Raw genomic sequence first — 16,265 nt, 5'->3', positions numbered from 1 at the left:
ACCGCACGCCCGCTGAAGGCACCGACCCCTGTCTTGCCCGACGGCGAGGCGGGACGCCGTGGGGGCGCGCGGTGCTAGGCTCGCGGCCATGAGTACAGATCTGCTGCCCTACGCCCCGGACCTTCACGCGGCCCTGCTGGCCGACTACTGCCTGTCGGCCGCGCCGGGCGAGCGGCTGCTCGTCGCCGGGGGGCAGGAGGCGACGCCGCTGATCCGCGCGGTGACGCGGGCGCTGCTCACGCGCGGCGCGCGCCCCGTGGTGCGCGTGGACTACCCGGGGCAGCTGGAGGACTTCGCGGAACTGGCCAGTGACGCGGTGCTGGACGCCATCCACCCGGCGGACCTGTCGGACGTGGAGGCGCTGGACAGCAGCCTGCGGGTCCTGACGCCCGCCGAGCCGAGGCGCGTGGACGCCGCTCGGCGGGCGCGGCTGCTCGCGGCGAACGCGCCGGTCGCGTCAGCCCGCGCGCGGAAGAAGTGGAGCCTCACGCTGTACCCGACCGCGTACGCGGCGGCGCAGGCGGGCATGAGTGAGGCGCAGTTCGGGGATTTCGTGATGCGCGCCATGTTCCTCGACCGCGCCGATCCGGTGGTCGCGTGGGGCGAGGTCCGCGCAACGCAGGCCCGCATCATCGAGCGCCTGACCCGCGCGGACGTGGTGCGGATCGAGGCGCCCGGCACGGACCTGACCCTGCGCGTGGGGGGCCGAACCTGGGCGAACAGTGACGGGAAGCGCAACATGCCCAGCGGCGAGGTGTTCACCGGGCCACACGAGGACAGCGCCGAGGGGGTCGTGACCTTCACGGTGCCTGCCGAGTACCAGGGGGTCATGGTGCGCGGCGCACGCCTAGAATTCCGGGGGGGGCTGGTCGTGAACGCCAGCGCGGACGAGGGCGAGTCCGCCCTGCACGCCGCGCTGGACACCGATCCCGGAGCGCGCCGCCTGGGGGAACTGGGCATCGGCACGAACAGCGGCATTCAGGTGCCGACCGGAAACATCCTGTTCGACGAGAAGATCGGCGGAACCGTGCACCTCGCCATCGGCAAGAGCTATCCGGAGACGGGCGGCGTGAATGCCAGCGCCGTACACTGGGACCTGATCACGGACCTGCGCCGGGGCGGCCGCCTGAGCCTTGACGGCGAGGTCGTGCAGGAGAACGGCCAGTTCCTGATCTGACCAGTGTTCCCCAGGTTCATGGAACCGGCGGACGGACACCGGCGCCGGAGCGCATGACCAGCGTGATGTGCAGAGATATGAAGCGGCGCTGAATGTTGGATGAGGTCCAACTGTATTCGCTTCACGTCCAAACATCGGGGCAGCGCGACACACTGAGGGAAGATGAGCCGCTGCCCCCTGGACGCCTGCCTGCGCCTCCCAACGATCGAGGTGCCGCTGCTGGTGCCTGCCGCTGCGCCGCTGCTTTTTGCCCTGGCTCGGCGGCACGCCCTCCCCGACCCGGAGGACTTCGCGTACCAGGTGTTGAGCCGGGTGGTACAGGAACGCGACTGCTGGTTCCGCTCTGAACTGCCTGCGCGCGCGTGGGTCTGTGGACTGGCGATGCAGGTCGCGCAGATGCACGCCCGGCCCGCCTCCGCCTGAGCACACGGGGGGCATACATTGCCGTTCGCACAGGCCAACAGGTATGGCCCAGGCGACGTCACCCTTGGCTGCCCTGAATTCCCGCCCACCGGGCTCATGAAAGCGGCGGCCCCCACCAGCTGGGAGCCGCCTGTTTGCGTGGATCAGCGTTTGTTGGGATTGCTCAGGTCGTCCGGGGCAATGGGGCTGCCCTCGGCGGCTGCCTTCACGGTGCTGACGGGCGCGCTGCTCGTGGGAGCGGGGGCGGCACTACCCTCGGCGGAGGCCTGCTGGGTGTAGCTCTGGGCGCTGGCGGCGGGTGCGGTGCGGGTGAACGCGCCCACGCCGCTGCTGTAGCTGGGGCTGACCTGCCCGCCGGGACCCTTCTGAACGGTGCCGGGCTGCGCGGCGCGGTCGCGGGGCTGACCGGCCTTGTCGAGCAGGCCGTCCGCGAAGGTTTCCAGGCGGGGCGTGATGACCTTGTCCATCAGGGTCTTCACGGCCAGCGTGCCCAGCGTGGCGACGAGCGCGCCACCGACGCCTCCGCCGCCCTTCTGGTTCTTCTGGGCTTTCATCAGGGCCTTCTGGTGCTTGGCGGGACTCTGGGCGTCCACGTAGATCTTGCGGCTGCGGCGGAACTGGCGGCCTACAACGATGCCCATCAGCGCGCCGACGGCCGAGGCGCCGCCGAGCATCTTCAGGGGGTCTTTCTGCATCTGGGCGTGCAGGCTGGCCTGCTGCGTCAGTGCGTCCACGCTGTCTTTGAGGCGCTGACGGGCTTCCTCGCGTTCCGTGAGGTACTCGGCCATGTCACTTGCCGCCTTTCTGCATGTCCTCGCGGAAGGTGGGGGTGGTGCTGACGCTGATCCCGGGGGCGTCCTTCAGGACCCTGGGCTCCTGAAGGTTGGGGTCGTGGTCGTGGTGGCCGGAGAGTTTCTTGTTCAGGCCGCTGCCGTAGTTGGCGGCTTCCCCGCCGGGTTTGCTCTCGTACACGGGGACGCTCTGGGGGCCTTCCTCGGTGCGGACGACGGCCACGCCGTCAGCTTCGCGCAGGACGCGGTTTTCACCGGCGGCGTGCTCCTGCGCGTCGCGGCGCAGTTCGACCTTGGGGCCGCTGGTGTTGTGCGAGTCGCGCGCGGCGTTGCTGCCGGTGGGGGTGGGCGCAGCGCTGCCGCTGGGGCTGACGGGCTGGGTGGGGGTGTACTCCGTGTCGTCCATGCTGTCCCTCCGGTGGCGGGGCTCGTCTATCTGGACGTCCGCGCCGAGTTTCTTGATGCCCATGACGATCAGCGCGCCGGTCACGATGAAGCTCAGGATCGCGATGATCAGCGCGGCGGCCCAGGCGCCCAGGCCCAGGCGCATCAGGCCGTAGAACACGGCCAGGATGATGAAAACCAGACCCAGGATGAGGGGGCCGGTGGCGGCGAGCAGCAGCACCGCGCCGATGCCCTTGGCCTTGGCGATCTGACCGGCCTTGCGGGCGACGGCCGTGATCTCTGATTTGACGAGGGTCACGCCCGCGTCGAATACGTCGACCAGGGCGCCTCCCATACTCTTGCGTTCTTCCATGCTTCCTCCGGGTGAAGCCCTCACGTTTCATGAACGGGGGGCGTGAAGTGCCCCCAGCATAATGAACCGCGTGCCCCATGCCGCGCAGGCGAAAGAAAACCTGAATCCGGACGCACATCCCGCGCCGGCCCTGAGCGCCGCCCAGCGCAGCAACCTCTCGCCCGTGACGGCGTGGGGGTACGCGTGGTGGCGCGCGCGGTCCCTGGCGCTGCTGGGCGCGCGCGGCTTCACGCTGAAACGCGAGGCGGCCCTGTTCACCGCGCTGTGCCGCCCCGGTGCCGGGCAGCGCTGGCTGGACGTGGGGACCAGCGCGGGCTTCTACGCGGGGGTGCTCTCCCGCGCGGGCGCGCGGGTCACGGCGGCCGACCTGAGCCCGGCGATGCTGGCGGTCGCGGCGCGGCGGGAGCCGGATCCCGCAATCACCTGGGTGAACCTGAACGTGGAGGCCAGTGGCCTGCCGGACGCCAGCTTCGACGGCGTCACGGTGGGCGCGACCCTGAACGAGACGCACGACCCGGCGCGGCTACTGGCCGAGCTGGAGCGGCTGCTGCGGCCCGGCGGGCAGCTGTGGCTGATGTACCTGCGCCGCACCGCCGGGCCGGTGCAGGACCTGCTGGCCCGCCCGGCGCTGGGCGGCCTGACCTTCCCCGATCCGGCGTGGGTGGCGCGGCAGCTGCCCGGCTGCGTCCGCACGGACGGCCTGGGGGTGGGCGCCGTGCAGTTTGACCGGTTTGTACGGTCAGGCCGGACTCTGTAAGAATCCGTGACGTTTCGCCGCCCGGCCCCCCGTACACTCCCTGCAAAGGAACCCAACGTGACTGACCTGACCTTCACCTCCGCATCCCCCCCCGGACTCGACCGGGCCGTGGCGCACTGTCAGGACGTGACGCGGGAGCACAGCAAGACCTTCTACCTGGGGTCACGCTTTTTCCCCATGGCGCAGCGCCGCGCCGTGTGGGCCGTGTACGCCGCGTGCCGCGACGGGGACGACACCGTGGACGAACTGGGCGGCACCGCCGCGCAGCTGGGCCTGGACCTGTGGTGGGCGCGCGTGCAGGGCGCGTTCGCCGGCCGTCCCGGCGACCACCCGATCGACATGGCGCTGGCCTGGGCGGCCCGCGAGTACCCCATCCCCCTGTCCGCGTTCGAGGAACTGCATGAGGGCCTGCGCATGGACCTGCGCGGGCACGAGTACCACTCCATGGACGACCTGATCCTGTACTGCCGACGGGTGGCCGGCGTGGTGGGGTTCATGATCGCGCCCGTCAGCGGGTACAGCGGCGGCGAGCGCACCCTGCACGCCGCGCTGATGCTGGGGCAGGCCATGCAGCTCACGAACATCCTGCGGGACGTGGGCGAGGACCTCACGCGCGGCCGGGTATACCTGCCTTCAGAGCTGCTGGCCGAGTTCCACGTGAGCCGCGCCGACCTGGAGCGCGGCGTGGTGACCCCGGAGTACCGCGCGCTGATGCGTCACCTGAGCGCCCTGGCCCGCGAGTGGTACGCCGAGGGTCGCCAGGGGATCCCCTGCCTGCACGGCAGCGCCCGGCTGGCCGTGGCGACCGCCGCCCGCGCCTACGAGGGCATCCTGGACGACCTCGCCCGGAACGACTTCGACAACTTCGGCCGCCGCGCGCACGTGAGCGGCCCGCGCAAACTGCTGATGCTGCCGCAGGCATGGTGGGAACTGCGCACCGCGGCCGCCAGCCTCTCCTGAATCCCTGACTCACTACCGCGCCGCCCGCAGGTCCGGGGCGGCGGGAGGTTGCCACGAATGACCCCTGACCTCACTGCCACGCCCGCCGCCACCCGCAAGACCGCCCTGATCGTCGGGGCGGGGATCGGGGGCCTGTCCCTGGGTATCCGCCTGCAGTCGCTGGGCTTCGACACGACCATCGTGGAACGCCTGGACCAGCCGGGCGGGCGCGCGTACCAGAAGCGCACCGCCGACGGGTACGTGTTCGACATGGGCCCCACCGTGATCACCGTGCCGCACTTCATCGAGGAACTGTTCGCCCTGGAACGCGACAAGGGCATGCTGGGCGAGGCCGACTACCCCGCGCAGGTGCTCGCCCCGGACGCCCGCGTGCGCGAGGGCGAGAGCGGTGGCGAACGCACCCGCGACTACGTGAAGCTCGTGCCGATCCTGCCGTTCTACCGCATCTACTTCGATGACGGTACCTTCTTCGACTACGACGGCGATCCGGTCAGTACCCGCCGTCAGATCGCGGACCTCGCCCCGGAGGACCTCGCGGGCTACGAGCGGTTCCACGCGGACGCGCAGGCGATCTTCGAGCGCGGCTTCTTGGAACTGGGGTACACGCACTTCGGGGACATGCCGACCATGCTGCGGGTCGTGCCGGACCTGATGCGCCTGGACGCGGTCCGCACGCTGTTCTCGTTCACCAGCAAGTACTTCCGGAACCCGAAGATGCGGCAGGTGTTCTCGTTCGAGACGCTGCTGGTCGGCGGGAACCCCCTGAGCGTCCCGGCGATCTACGCGATGATTCACTTCGTGGAGAAGACCTGGGGCATCCACTACGCGATGGGCGGCACGGGTGCGCTCGTGGACGCCTTCGTGCGCAAGTTCGAGGAACTGGGCGGCACGCTACGCCTGAACGCCGGCGTGCAGGAGATCCTCGTAACCGACGACCAGGGCCGCCCGGTGCGCCGTCCCGGCGGGAAGCGCGTGGCGCGCGGCCTGCGCCTGGAAAGCGGTGAGGAACTGCACGCGGACATCGTGGTCAGCAACGGCGACTGGGCGAACACGTACCTCAAGCGCGTGCCCGCCGCCGCGCGCCTCGTGAACAGCGACGTGCGCGTCAAGGCCGCCCGGCAGAGCATGAGCCTGCTGGTCATCTACTTCGGGTTCCGCCGGGAAGGCCCGGAGCTGAACCTGCGCCACCACAACATCATCCTGGGGCCACGCTACGAGGAGCTGCTCACCGAGATCTTCGGGAAGAAGGTGCTGGGCCGTGACTTCAGCCAGTACCTGCACGTGCCCACCCTGACCGACCCCACCCTGGCCCCCGAAGGGCACCACGCCGCGTACACGCTGGTGCCGGTGCCGCACAACGCCAGCGGCCTCGACTGGAACGTGGAAGGACCCAAACTGGTCGAGCGGGTCTACGACTTCCTGGAGGAACGCGGGTACATCCCGAACCTGCGCGCCCGCCTGACGCACAGCGAGTTCATCACGCCCGACTACTTCGAGGGAACCCTCGACAGTTACCTCGGGAATGCCTTCGGACCCGAGCCGATCCTGGCGCAGAGCGCGTACTTCCGCCCGCACAACCGCAGCGAGGACGTCCGCAACCTCTACATGGTCGGCGCGGGCGCGCAGCCCGGCGGCGGCACGCCCAGCGTCATGATGAGCGCCAAGATGACCGCCCGCCTGATCGCGCAGGACTTCGGGATTCACCCCAGCGTCCGCGACGGCGTGCCGGAATCCCGCCCAGCAGAACTCGCCGCCGACTGAGCCAATCCCCTGACACGCGCCGCCCCTGAATCTCTCGGGCGGCGCGTGCGTTATGGTGCGGCCCGATGAGCGTGCCCTCCGTCACCCCCGACTGGTCCTATGAACGCGAGCACTGGCGGCGCGGGTATTTCCGCGTGGCGGGTGTGGACGAGGCCGGGCGCGGCGCGTGGGCGGGGCCGGTCACGGTGGCGGCCGTGATCCTGCCCGGCACGGCCGCGGAGTACCCGTTCCGGGACAGCAAGCAGCTGAGCGCCACGCAGCGCGAGGCATTCGCGGCGCAGGTGCGCGAGGTCGCGGTGAGCTGGGGCGTGGAGCACGCCTGGCCGGACGAGATCGACCGCCTGAACATCCTGGGCGCCACGCACGCGGCGGCCGCTCGGGCGCTGGCGCGGCTGGACCCGGCCCCGCAGGCGCTGGTCACGGACTACCTGAAGCTCCGCACGGACCTGCCCCTAACGGCCCCGCCCCGCGCGGACGCGCTGAGTTACTCGGTGGCCGCCGCGAGCCTCCTGGCGAAGACGGAACGGGACCGGCTGATGCTGGAACTGGACGCGCAGCACCCCGGCTACGGTTTCGCGGGGCACAAGGGGTACGGCGCGCCCGCTCACCGCGCGGCCCTGCGCGACCTGGGCGTCAGTGAAGTGCACCGCCGGTCGTTCGCGCCGATCCGGGCGCTGCTGAACGAACCCGAACGGCTGCTGTAGCGCGCGGGGTACGCTCGGCGTATGACGCACCAGCAGCCAGAGGTCATCGCCGTCGCGCGGGACGGCACGCACCGCTTCAGCAAGACGCCGCGTCCGCAGATCACGCTGCTGACCGGGCTGGGCGTGCAGGGGGACGCGCACGCGGGCGTGGCAGTGCAGCACCGCTCGCGCGTCCGCGCGGACCCCACGCAGCCGAACCTGCGGCAGGTGCACCTGATCCACGCCGAACTGTTCGAGCAGGTCGCGGCGGACGGCTTCCGGGTGCAGCCTGCCGACCTTGGGGAGAACATCACCACGCGCGGGCTGGACCTGCTGGCCCTACCGCGCGGCACGCGGCTGACCTTCCCGTCCGGCGCGGCGGTCGAGGTGACGGGCCTGCGCAACCCCTGCGCGCAGATCGACGCGTTCCAGCCGGGCCTGATGCGCCGCCTGATCGGCACGGACGACGCGGGCGCCCCGGTGTTCCTCGCCGGGGTGATGGGCATCGTGCTGGAGGGCGGCGAGGTGACGCCCGGTGACGCCATCCGCGTGACCCTGCCCCTGCTTCCGCATGAGGCACTGCGGCGCGTGTAGGCACACCGGAAGCGCCTGTCTGGAAGTGGTGTCCGGACGTGGCGCGGTTTCCTGCTATGGGTGAAGGTCGGCTCAGTCGTGCAGGAAGTCGCGAACCTGCCCCGGCAGGTCGCCCGCGTCCATCAGGAACGCGTCGTGCCCATGGATGCTGTTCAGCTCGACGTACCGCGCGTGCGGGAGGAGTGCGGCGCTGGCCTGTACCTCGGCGGCCGGGTACAGCTGGTCGCTGCTGATCCCCACGGCCAGGACGGGCGTGCGGATGGTCCGCAGTTCCGCGTCACTGGGCTGGAAGGCGTCCATCGCGCCCGTCAGGGCGACGTACGTGCGTTCGCAGAAACGCGCCTGGAGCTTCTCGCCCTGATGGTGCAGGTAGGACGTGATGGCGGGAACGCCCGGGGCGCGCTGCCCGGCCTGCGTGGCGGCGAAACTCTCGGGGCTGCGGTAGGAGAGCATGGCGATCTGCCGCGCGACCTTCAGCCCTTCCCCGCCGGGCGCGGCGCGGATGGCGCTGCGGGCGGCGGTGTTCAGCCCGATGGCCCACGGCGAGTGCCGCGCGGGCGCCCCGATGATCACGGCGCGTTCCACGAGGTCCGGACATTCGAGCAGCCACGCGTACGCGAGCATGCCGCCCATGCTGCCGCCCACGATCCGCACGCGCTTCACACCCAGGTGGTCCAGCAGGGCGCGGCCCGCGCGGGCCATGTCGCGCAGGGTCAGCGGGGCGTCCTGGCCATTCAGGGTGGGCAGGTCGGCGGGCCCGCTGCTGCCCGCGCACCCGCCCAGCACGTTCGCGCAGATCACGTAATCCCGCGTGGGATCCAGGGGTTTCCCTCCTCCCAGGAAGTCCGGCCACCACTCGTGCACGGCGCTCGTGCCGGTCAGGGCGTGCAGGACCAGCGTGGCGGTCTCCTGCGGCGTCCCGTAGGTGTGGTACGCGAGGCGCACGTCACTGACAGGCAGGCCACAGTCGAGCAGCAGAGGCTGCGTGCAGAACAGCCGCGCGACCCGCAGGCGGGGACGCTCTGCCTCCTGACATCGGTCGGGCGTGTCGTCTGGCGAAGTCAGCGGGAAGGGGGTAGGGGCGGGGTGCGTCAGGGCGGTCACGCGTCCTCTCCCACCGTTTCGCCCGCCTCGACCAGCGCGGCAGCCAGCGCCTGCGCGAAGTCCTCGCGGATGTCGTCGATGTGCTCGATGCCCACCGACACGCGCACCAGTCCGGGCGTGACCCCGGCGGCGCGCTGCGCGGCCTCCTCCAGCTGGCTGTGCGTGGTGCTGGCCGGGTGAATGACCAGCGTGCGGGTGTCGCCCACGTTCGCCACGTGCTGCGCCAGCGCGACCGAGCGGATGAACGCCTCGCCCGCCGCGCGCCCACCGCGCAGTTCGAAGGTCAGCACCGCGCCTCCACCGCGCGGCAGGTAGTGCTGCGCGCGGTCATAATGCGGGTGGTTACTCAGGCTGGGGTAGGTGACGCGGGCCACGTCCGGGTGCACGGCCAGCCAGGACGCCAGCGTCAGGGCGTTGTGCGCGTGCCGTTCGGCGCGCAGGCTCAGGGTTTCCAGGCCCTGCAGGAACTGCCACGCCTGCTGCGGCGCCAGCGTGGGGCCCAGGTCGCGCAGGCCCTCGGTGCGGGCGCGGATGATGAACGCCACGTTCGGCAGGCCCAGCGAGTTGCCCGTGCCGAACGTCTCCCAGAAGTTCAGGCCATGGTAGCTGGGGCTCGGCTCCGTCATCAAAGGGTACCGGCCGTTGCCCCAGTCGAAGTTCCCGCCGTCCACGATCACGCCGCCGATGCCGTTCCCGTGCCCGCCGATCCACTTGCTCGCCGAGTGCAGCACCACGTCCGCGCCGTGCCTGAGGGGCTGGCAGTAGTACCCACCGGCGCCGAAGGTGTTGTCCACGATCACCGCGACGCCCTGCGCGTGCGCGGCGGCCGCGATCGCCTCGAAGTCCGGGATGTTCAGCGCGGGGTTCCCGATGGTCTCCAGGTACACGGCGCGCGTGCGGTCGTCGATCAGCGCGGCGAACTCCTCGGGCCGCTCGTCGCGGCTGGTGAAGCGCACCTCGATGCCCAGGCGCCTGAGGGTCACGCGGAACTGGTTCACGGTCCCGCCGTACAGGTTCGGGCTGGACACGATGTTGTCCCCCGCCTGCGCGACGTTCGTGATCGCCAGGAACTGCGCGGCGTGCCCACTGGCGACCGCCAGCGCACCCACGCCCCCCTCCAGCGCCGCAACGCGCTCCTCGAACACGGCGTTCGTGGGGTTCATGATCCGGCTGTAGATGTTCCCGAACTGCCGCAGGCCGAACAGGTCCGCGGCGTGCTCCGGCGACTGGAACACGTAACTGTTCGTGGGGTAGATGGGGGTCTGCTGCGCGCCCGTGGTGGGGTCGGGCTTCTGCCCGGCGTGAACCTGCAACGTCTCGAATTTGTGCGCCATGACTGCGCCTCCTGACCTGGGGTACGTCGGTGGGGCGCGAAAAAAGCGCCCCTGCTCGGATGGACTCGAGAAGGGGCGCTGACATATCACCGCGTGACCTTCCCTCTTGCTCCCCGGCGGCGGTCATCGTCGACCCGCCTGCGGGGCTGGCCTTGGCACCGTGACGTGATGAGGTCCGGTTGCCGCGCCGTCAACGAGCCAGGTCTCTCGGGCGCTCTGAAGTGGGTCGCTCCACGCGGGAGCTGTCACGCAGGGTAGCGTGCCCACGCCGAGAGGGTCAAGGCCGCTGTCCAGCTGTGCAGAGCCGCATCCCGACCCACCCATTCGGGGGAAACGGAGTAGCATGAGCAGGTCATCCCAATTCCATGTGTCCATCCAGTGCTGGCCCCGGGCATGACACGACGTTCACCGCGGTCCTGCGCGGACCATTTCACTCCCACCTCACCTTCAGGAGTCACATGAACCATAAGCTCGTCGCTATCGCCCTGCTGGGCGCGGCCCTGCTCGCTGGCTGCACCAAATCCAGCACGCCCACACCCAATCCCACGCCCGGCACCCAGACAGAATTCGGACGACTGCAGGCCCTGAAACCCGGCACACAGGACACCATCAACACCAAGCTGAAGGTGAATATCGTGTTCGTCGGGTACCGCCAGACCCTGCCCGGTCAGGTCGCCACCGCCCGCCAGATCAGCACCGCCGACTTCGATCAAACCCTGCCCGGCACCTACGACGCCGTGAACCGCATCCCCAGCGCGTACGGCCGCACGGAGAAGACCGGCACCAGCTTCGACTTCGACTACAACTACGTCTTCGCCAACCAGGCTTTCGAAGATGACTTCTTCAAGTTCCTCAGCGACAACGGCAAGGCCGCCAACCTGACCGTCCAGCAGGGCGTGTACAACTGCCAGGGCGCCAACCCTGAGACCGGCGTGCCCGACTGCGAGACGCCCGCCGGGAACATCAACCGCGTGATCACCGGCAACCACCAGATTGACGCGCTGCAGACCGAGAACTGGCTGGCGGATAACGTGGGCCGCGTGGGCGTCAAGCCCGGCGAGTACACCATCTACTTCGTGAACTGGTACGACCGGCCGGACTTCAAGTTTCACAGCTACACCCGCCTGGACGCCGCCGATACCGACACCAAGGAACCTTTCGGCGCGCGTGGCAGCCGCCGCCTGATCGCCTGGGGCGGCAGCGCCCGCACCGGCGCCCCTGCGCAGCGCGTGTGGTTCTACGACCTGTCCGCAAACCCCGATCCCTGGACCGACGCGTTCGACGTGACCAACGCTGACGTGGACGGCGACGGCGCGCCCGACTACCGCATGCCGCCCATCTGGGAGTACGGCACCCGCAAGGCCAGCATCGGCTATGGCCGTAAGGTCAGCCCGGACCTGGCGCTGGTCGCCCGTTACACCGCGATCAACCTGCTGTTCACGCCCAGCCCCATCTACCGCGCGGCCCTCACGCCGCCCGAGATGCCCGACACCATCAACCTGGACGTGCATGTCGAGCAGGGTGACGGCGCTGCCGACCCCGTCACGGTCCTGAACAAGACGCTGCTTCAGGACCGCGTGAAGGTCCTCCAGCCCTTCGCGACCTTCAAGCAGACCAGCAAGACCACCGCGCTCGACGGTGACCTGGCCGACGTGTACAAGTGCTTCTTCGGGGTCAGTGAGGACACCTGCTCGCCGGACTACGCCGATTTCAGCGGCGAGAAGCTGTTCCAGTTCGGCGTGAAGGAACTGCGTGAGACGTACAAGACCACGCCCGCCGGGACGTACAACCTGCCCATCTATCTGTTCAACGACAGCACGAACAGCCAGGGTGGCCTGCTGGGAGTCGCGTACGACGACGGCGAGACCGGCACCCAGAGCTTCGTGTACTCCTTCCTCACGCCCGACCTGTTCGACTTCGGGTACGGCTTCACGGACACCACCGTGCACGAGACCGGGCACCACCTCAGCCTGAGCCACCCGCACGACGGGTACGACAGCGAGCAGAACATCTCGTACGGCCCCAGCGGCGACTTCCACTTCGTGAATACCGGCGACCAGAGCGCGACGATCATGTCCTACAATGACCTGTCCCGCACCTTCGGGCAGTTCAACCTGGACAGCCAGTACCGCTACCTGACGGCCGCGTACCTGAACAACACGAACGCCATTCTGGAACTCGTGCGCCGCGCGAACAAGGCGGGCACCGTCAGCAGCGCCGCGCAGAGCGCCGACAGCAAGTTCGTGCAGGCCAAGACGAAGTACGACGCGCTGGACTACCTGGGTGCCGCGCAGCTCGCGCACGAGGGGTACCGCAGCGTCCTGAACGCCGCGAAGAACGCGGGTGTGCCCGTCACTGCGTACAAGTGGTACGAGAACCTCAACGGCCTGGAGGGCCTGAGCGTCGGCCAGGGCGCGAAGATGCGCTTCAGCCCGACCTTCAAGGCCCAGACCGGCGTGGTGGCCTTCCCCGAGGAAACCGCCTACCAGCGCAAGCTGCGCCTGTCGAAGTAAGCCCCAACCCGTCCGCATTGTCGGAACTCACAGCAGAATTCAGAGGTATCGAGGGACTCCGCTGAATCGAGCAGAGCGAGCACCTGAGAAAGACAGCGGTTGGAAGTGAAATTGAGGGCAGTGCTGTTGATCACTCAATGGAACTGGAAACCGCTGTCAGGAACCCGGTCCCGGTGGCCGGGTCCTTCCTGTGTCTGCTGTACCGGGTGCGAACCTTTCCGGTACGGCGAACAGCGCTCCGGGCCACCCACAGGTGCTGGGCGGCCCGGAGCAGGGAGGTCTTACTTGTTCTGCGAGAGGCGTTCGAGAACGAGTCGGCTGACGGTCTTGAGGGTCTCGAACACGCCGACGCCCTTGTCGGACACGGCCTCGAAGATCATGAGTTCCTGCTTCGGGTCGACCACGGCGCGGATCATGGACAGCGGCAGGGCGTCGGGCAGGTCGCGTTTGTTGACCTGCAGCACGATCGGCACGTCACGGACATCAATGCCGTGCTCCTGGAGGTTCTCGCGGAGGTTGCGCATGCTCTCGGCGTTGGCGCGCAGGCGGTTGGGGGCGCTGTCGGCCACGAACACGATGCCGTCCACGCCACGCAGGATCAGTTTGCGGCTGGCGTTGTAGAACACCTGCCCGGGCACGGTGTACAGGTGGAAGCGGGTCTTGAAGCCCTGCACGGTCCCCAGGTCCAGGGGCAGGAAGTCGAAGAACAGGGTGCGTTCGTCCTCGGTGGCAAGAGAGACCATCTCGCCACGGAGGTGGCCGGGCACCTTGGAGAACACGTGCTTGAGGTTGGTGGTCTTGCCGCTCATGCCGGGGCCGTAGTAGACGATCTTGCAGTTGATTTCGCGCGCCGCGAAGTTGATGGTGCTCATGGAACTCCTCTGGGGTGACAGTGAGGGCTGAGGGGTCGCAGGGAGAGGAGGGCGGGTCAGCCCAGCAGGTCGTCGAGCAGCGAGGTCGCGCCCGCGCTGAAGTCCTCGCCCAGCTGGACTGGTGGGATGTCCTTGAGTTCGTCGAGGATCGCGGCGATCTGCGCGATGCTCTTCTTGGCGTACACCTTCACCTTGCCGAGCGGCACGCTGGCGTCGAAGATCAGCGTGAGCAGCGAGTCCGTCCCGACCGATTCGACGTACAGGGTGCCGTTCTCACCCTGGTGGATCTGTTCGCTGAAGGTCCGTTCGCCCAGCATGTTCGCCAGAGCGGCGGTCGCGGCGGCGTTGCTGGCGACCAGCGTGGCGACGCTGTCGAGCGCGGGCGGGCGGGGTGCCCAGAGGGCCTCCTTGTGCGACAGGACGAACCCCTTGCGGTCGACCAGCAGGCCGTAGCGGACGCCGGTGGTGTCGAGAAGTTCCTGAATGAGGCCGTCGACGCGTTCGAAGGCGTCCCCGTACAGCGCCAGTGAAGGTTCGATCATATGATTCAAGTATAAAAACACATTTCATACAAGCTCGTCACTGCGGCTGACCGGCAACCATGAAGCTGACGTGACGCTCACCAGCGCGCGCGCAGGGGGGCGCTACACTCCCCGGCGTGACCGCGCCCCGCCTCCGACCTGCCCGCCGCACACCTACCCTGATCCTGAGCGCCGCCCTGCTGGGCTCGGCGCTGCTGGGGCTGGCGGGCGCGCGGCCCGTGGCGATCGGCGGTGTGGTGCAGTCCGCGTCGGTGGGGACCGTGACGTTGCCCGGCGGGGAGATGCTGCCCGTGTGGACGCTGCCGCGTCTGGGCGTGACCGTCCGGAACGACCCGTCGGACGTGCGCCTGCTGCTGGGCACGCGGGAACTGCGTTACGCGCCCGCGACGGGCTGGCGGGCCGTGGGCTTCACGCTGAACGCGAAACTGCCCGTGCCGCAGCTGAGCGGCGGCAGTCTGTTCGTGCCCCTGGCGGCCCTGAATGCGCTGGGGCTGGCCGTCCTGGCGGACACGCCCGCCCTGCTGGACGTCGCGGCGCCCGCCAGTGCGCCCGCCGCGACCCTGCCGCCCTCGCCGGATCTGGCGCAGACGCTTTCGCCAGGTGCGGCCCCCGGCACGACCCCGGCGCCGGTGCCAGTTCCCTCTCCCCTGCCGCAACCCCAGCCGCAGCCGACCTTCGCCGTGAATCTGGACACCGTCCGCGTGAGCCGCACGCTGCACCGCACGGTGGAGGTGCAGCGGGTCGTGCTGGAACTCAGCGGCGCGGCCCAGAGCACCGTCACACGCCTCCAGAACGGTCTGACCGTCACCCTGAGTGGCGTTGCCGTCACGCCGGGCACGCAGACCCTCGAATCGGGCGATACCCTGACCCTCACGCAGACGCCGCAGGGCGCGTCGGTGGGCCTCACGACCGGGGGCGGGCGCAGCGAGATCTTCACGCTGAACAATCCCGAGCGCATCGTGATCGACACGACCACCTACCTCGACAGCAGCGTGCCGCCGCCCGTGGACCCGGACGCCCTGCCGGACGGCGTGACGTACCGGCCGCTGGGGAACCTGCACCTGCTGAGTTTCGACCCGGCGGTCTACCAGCCGCGCGTGGTGAGCGCCCCGACCGGACAGGCCAGCGGCGTGGCCGACCTAGTCAAGCGCGTGGGTGGCGTGGCGGGCGTGAACGGCGGGTACTTCGACCCGGGCACGCACCTGCCGGTGGATCTGGTCGCCACGGGCGGCCTGATGACCGCGCCCAGCCTGGAAAAACGCGCCACGCTGGGTTTCACCGCGCAGGGCGACACCCTCTTCGGCTACCCCCGGCCCCGCTACGTCCTGAGCGGCGCGGGCTTCAGCGTGACCGTGAACAGCGTGCGCGCCAAGGCCGACCCGAACCTGCTCACCGGGTTCGTGGGCGACGGCCGCACCCGCGTCGGCGCGGACCGCCTGACGACCCTGCTCGTGACGCCCGGCGCGGCCGCAGTCGGTTCGGCCCTGACGGGCGTGGTGACCCCCCCGGCGGGCACACTGGCCTTCACCTTCGACCCGGCGCGGTTCCCGCAGCTACCCCGCACGGCGGGCGCCCCCCTGAGCACGGCGCTGAACTGGCGCGCGGACGGCGGCTGGGACGCCGCCACGGACGCCCTGAGCGCCGGGCCGCTGCTCGTGCAGGGGGGCCGCGTGGCGCTCGACCCGGCCCGCGAGGGTTTCAACACCGCCGCGAGCATCTGGCGGCCCACCCGGCAGGTGGCGTTCGGGACGCTGGCGGGTCAGCCCACCATCGCGTTCCTGACGCACGGCAGCCCCGAGGCCTTCGCCGCCGCGCTCGCCCGGGCGGGCGTGCGGGACGCCGTGCGGCTCGACAGCGGCAGCAGCGCCACCGCGTTCGTCACCGGCGGGTACGCGAACCTGGGCGGGTACCTGAACACCGTCTGGAGCCGCCCCGTCCCGAACGCCATCGTGCTCGTGCCGCGCGCCGACGCCTCGCCCGCCGCGCGCCGCTGACCC

General features: G+C 69.8%; 15 protein-coding genes and 1 riboswitch. Of the genes, 9 read left to right on the top strand and 6 right to left on the bottom strand.

Annotation, left to right across the window (positions count from 1 at the left end; translation table 11 throughout):
* Window positions 1-88: 88 nt before the first annotated feature.
* Window positions 89-1,177, top strand: a complete 1,089-nt coding sequence (locus SY84_RS14790) for an aminopeptidase (protein ID WP_046844640.1) — start codon at window positions 89-91, stop codon at window positions 1,175-1,177.
* Window positions 1,178-1,339: 162 nt separating this feature from the next.
* The gene (locus SY84_RS14785; RefSeq protein ID WP_046844639.1) at window positions 1,340-1,600 is read left to right on the top strand and encodes a hypothetical protein; all 261 of its coding nucleotides are present in this window, start codon (window positions 1,340-1,342) and stop codon (window positions 1,598-1,600) included.
* A 143-nt stretch (window positions 1,601-1,743) separates the two neighbouring features.
* Here the strand turns inward: SY84_RS14785 and SY84_RS14780 are convergent, their stop codons facing one another.
* Complete coding sequence (locus tag SY84_RS14780) at window positions 1,744-2,388, bottom strand: hypothetical protein (RefSeq protein ID WP_046844638.1); 645 nt, start codon at window positions 2,386-2,388, stop codon at window positions 1,744-1,746.
* Window position 2,389: 1 nt separating this feature from the next.
* A complete protein-coding gene (locus tag SY84_RS14775) occupies window positions 2,390-3,148 on the bottom strand; it encodes a phage holin family protein (RefSeq protein ID WP_046844637.1) in 759 nt (252 codons plus the stop codon).
* Between the two features lie 61 nt (window positions 3,149-3,209).
* Here SY84_RS14775 and SY84_RS14770 point away from each other — a divergent pair, with 61 nt between their 5' ends.
* The 5 genes from SY84_RS14770 to SY84_RS14750 all read left to right on the top strand — a co-directional run bounded on the left by SY84_RS14770 (window position 3,210) and on the right by SY84_RS14750 (window position 7,903).
* Window positions 3,210-3,905, top strand: coding sequence for a class I SAM-dependent methyltransferase (locus SY84_RS14770; protein WP_046844636.1), 696 nt, complete (start codon window positions 3,210-3,212; stop codon window positions 3,903-3,905).
* A 126-nt stretch (window positions 3,906-4,031) separates the two neighbouring features.
* Window positions 4,032-4,865 carry a phytoene/squalene synthase family protein gene (locus tag SY84_RS14765; protein ID WP_081424724.1) on the top strand — a complete coding sequence of 278 codons (834 nt, stop codon included), beginning with the start codon at window positions 4,032-4,034 and terminating at the stop codon, window positions 4,863-4,865.
* 57 nt (window positions 4,866-4,922) lie between these two features.
* Entirely contained in the window at window positions 4,923-6,626 is a 1,704-nt protein-coding gene (crtI, locus tag SY84_RS14760) for a phytoene desaturase family protein (RefSeq protein ID WP_046844635.1), read from the top strand.
* 65 nt (window positions 6,627-6,691) lie between these two features.
* Window positions 6,692-7,330, top strand: coding sequence for a ribonuclease HII (locus tag SY84_RS14755; RefSeq protein WP_046844634.1), 639 nt, complete (start codon window positions 6,692-6,694; stop codon window positions 7,328-7,330).
* Window positions 7,331-7,351: 21 nt separating this feature from the next.
* On the top strand, window positions 7,352-7,903 hold the full coding sequence (locus tag SY84_RS14750) for an MOSC domain-containing protein (protein WP_046844633.1): 552 nt from the start codon (window positions 7,352-7,354) through the stop codon (window positions 7,901-7,903).
* Between the two features lie 72 nt (window positions 7,904-7,975).
* Here the strand turns inward: SY84_RS14750 and SY84_RS14745 are convergent, their stop codons facing one another.
* Window positions 7,976-9,007, bottom strand: a complete 1,032-nt coding sequence (locus SY84_RS14745; RefSeq protein ID WP_081424621.1) for a homoserine O-acetyltransferase family protein — start codon at window positions 9,005-9,007, stop codon at window positions 7,976-7,978.
* Window positions 9,004-10,341, bottom strand: coding sequence for an O-acetylhomoserine aminocarboxypropyltransferase/cysteine synthase family protein (locus SY84_RS14740; protein WP_046844632.1), 1,338 nt, complete (start codon window positions 10,339-10,341; stop codon window positions 9,004-9,006). The genes SY84_RS14745 and SY84_RS14740 overlap by 4 nt, the downstream gene beginning before the upstream one ends.
* A 132-nt stretch (window positions 10,342-10,473) precedes the next feature.
* A riboswitch (SAM riboswitch) is annotated at window positions 10,474-10,568 on the bottom strand.
* Window positions 10,569-10,799: 231 nt separating this feature from the next.
* Between SY84_RS14740 and SY84_RS14735 the strand changes: the two genes are divergently transcribed.
* Complete coding sequence (locus tag SY84_RS14735; protein ID WP_046844631.1) at window positions 10,800-12,854, top strand: hypothetical protein; 2,055 nt, start codon at window positions 10,800-10,802, stop codon at window positions 12,852-12,854.
* A 281-nt stretch (window positions 12,855-13,135) separates the two neighbouring features.
* Here the strand turns inward: SY84_RS14735 and SY84_RS14730 are convergent, their stop codons facing one another.
* Window positions 13,136-13,726: a GTP-binding protein gene (locus tag SY84_RS14730; RefSeq protein ID WP_046844630.1), complete on the bottom strand. Its 591-nt coding sequence runs from the start codon at window positions 13,724-13,726 to the stop codon at window positions 13,136-13,138.
* Between the two features lie 56 nt (window positions 13,727-13,782).
* Entirely contained in the window at window positions 13,783-14,268 is a 486-nt protein-coding gene (locus SY84_RS14725) for a roadblock/LC7 domain-containing protein (RefSeq protein ID WP_046844629.1), read from the bottom strand.
* Between the two features lie 281 nt (window positions 14,269-14,549).
* On the opposite strand from SY84_RS14725, the gene SY84_RS14720 reads away from it, so the two are divergent.
* Window positions 14,550-16,262, top strand: coding sequence for a phosphodiester glycosidase family protein (locus SY84_RS14720; protein ID WP_245621447.1), 1,713 nt, complete (start codon window positions 14,550-14,552; stop codon window positions 16,260-16,262).
* Window positions 16,263-16,265: the final 3 nt, after the last annotated feature.

Source organism: Deinococcus soli (ex Cha et al. 2016), assembly GCF_001007995.1.
Lineage (GTDB): Bacteria > Deinococcota > Deinococci > Deinococcales > Deinococcaceae > Deinococcus > Deinococcus soli.
Note: the sequence above shows the minus strand (reverse complement) of the source record. Positions and strands in the feature narration are given on the sequence as shown.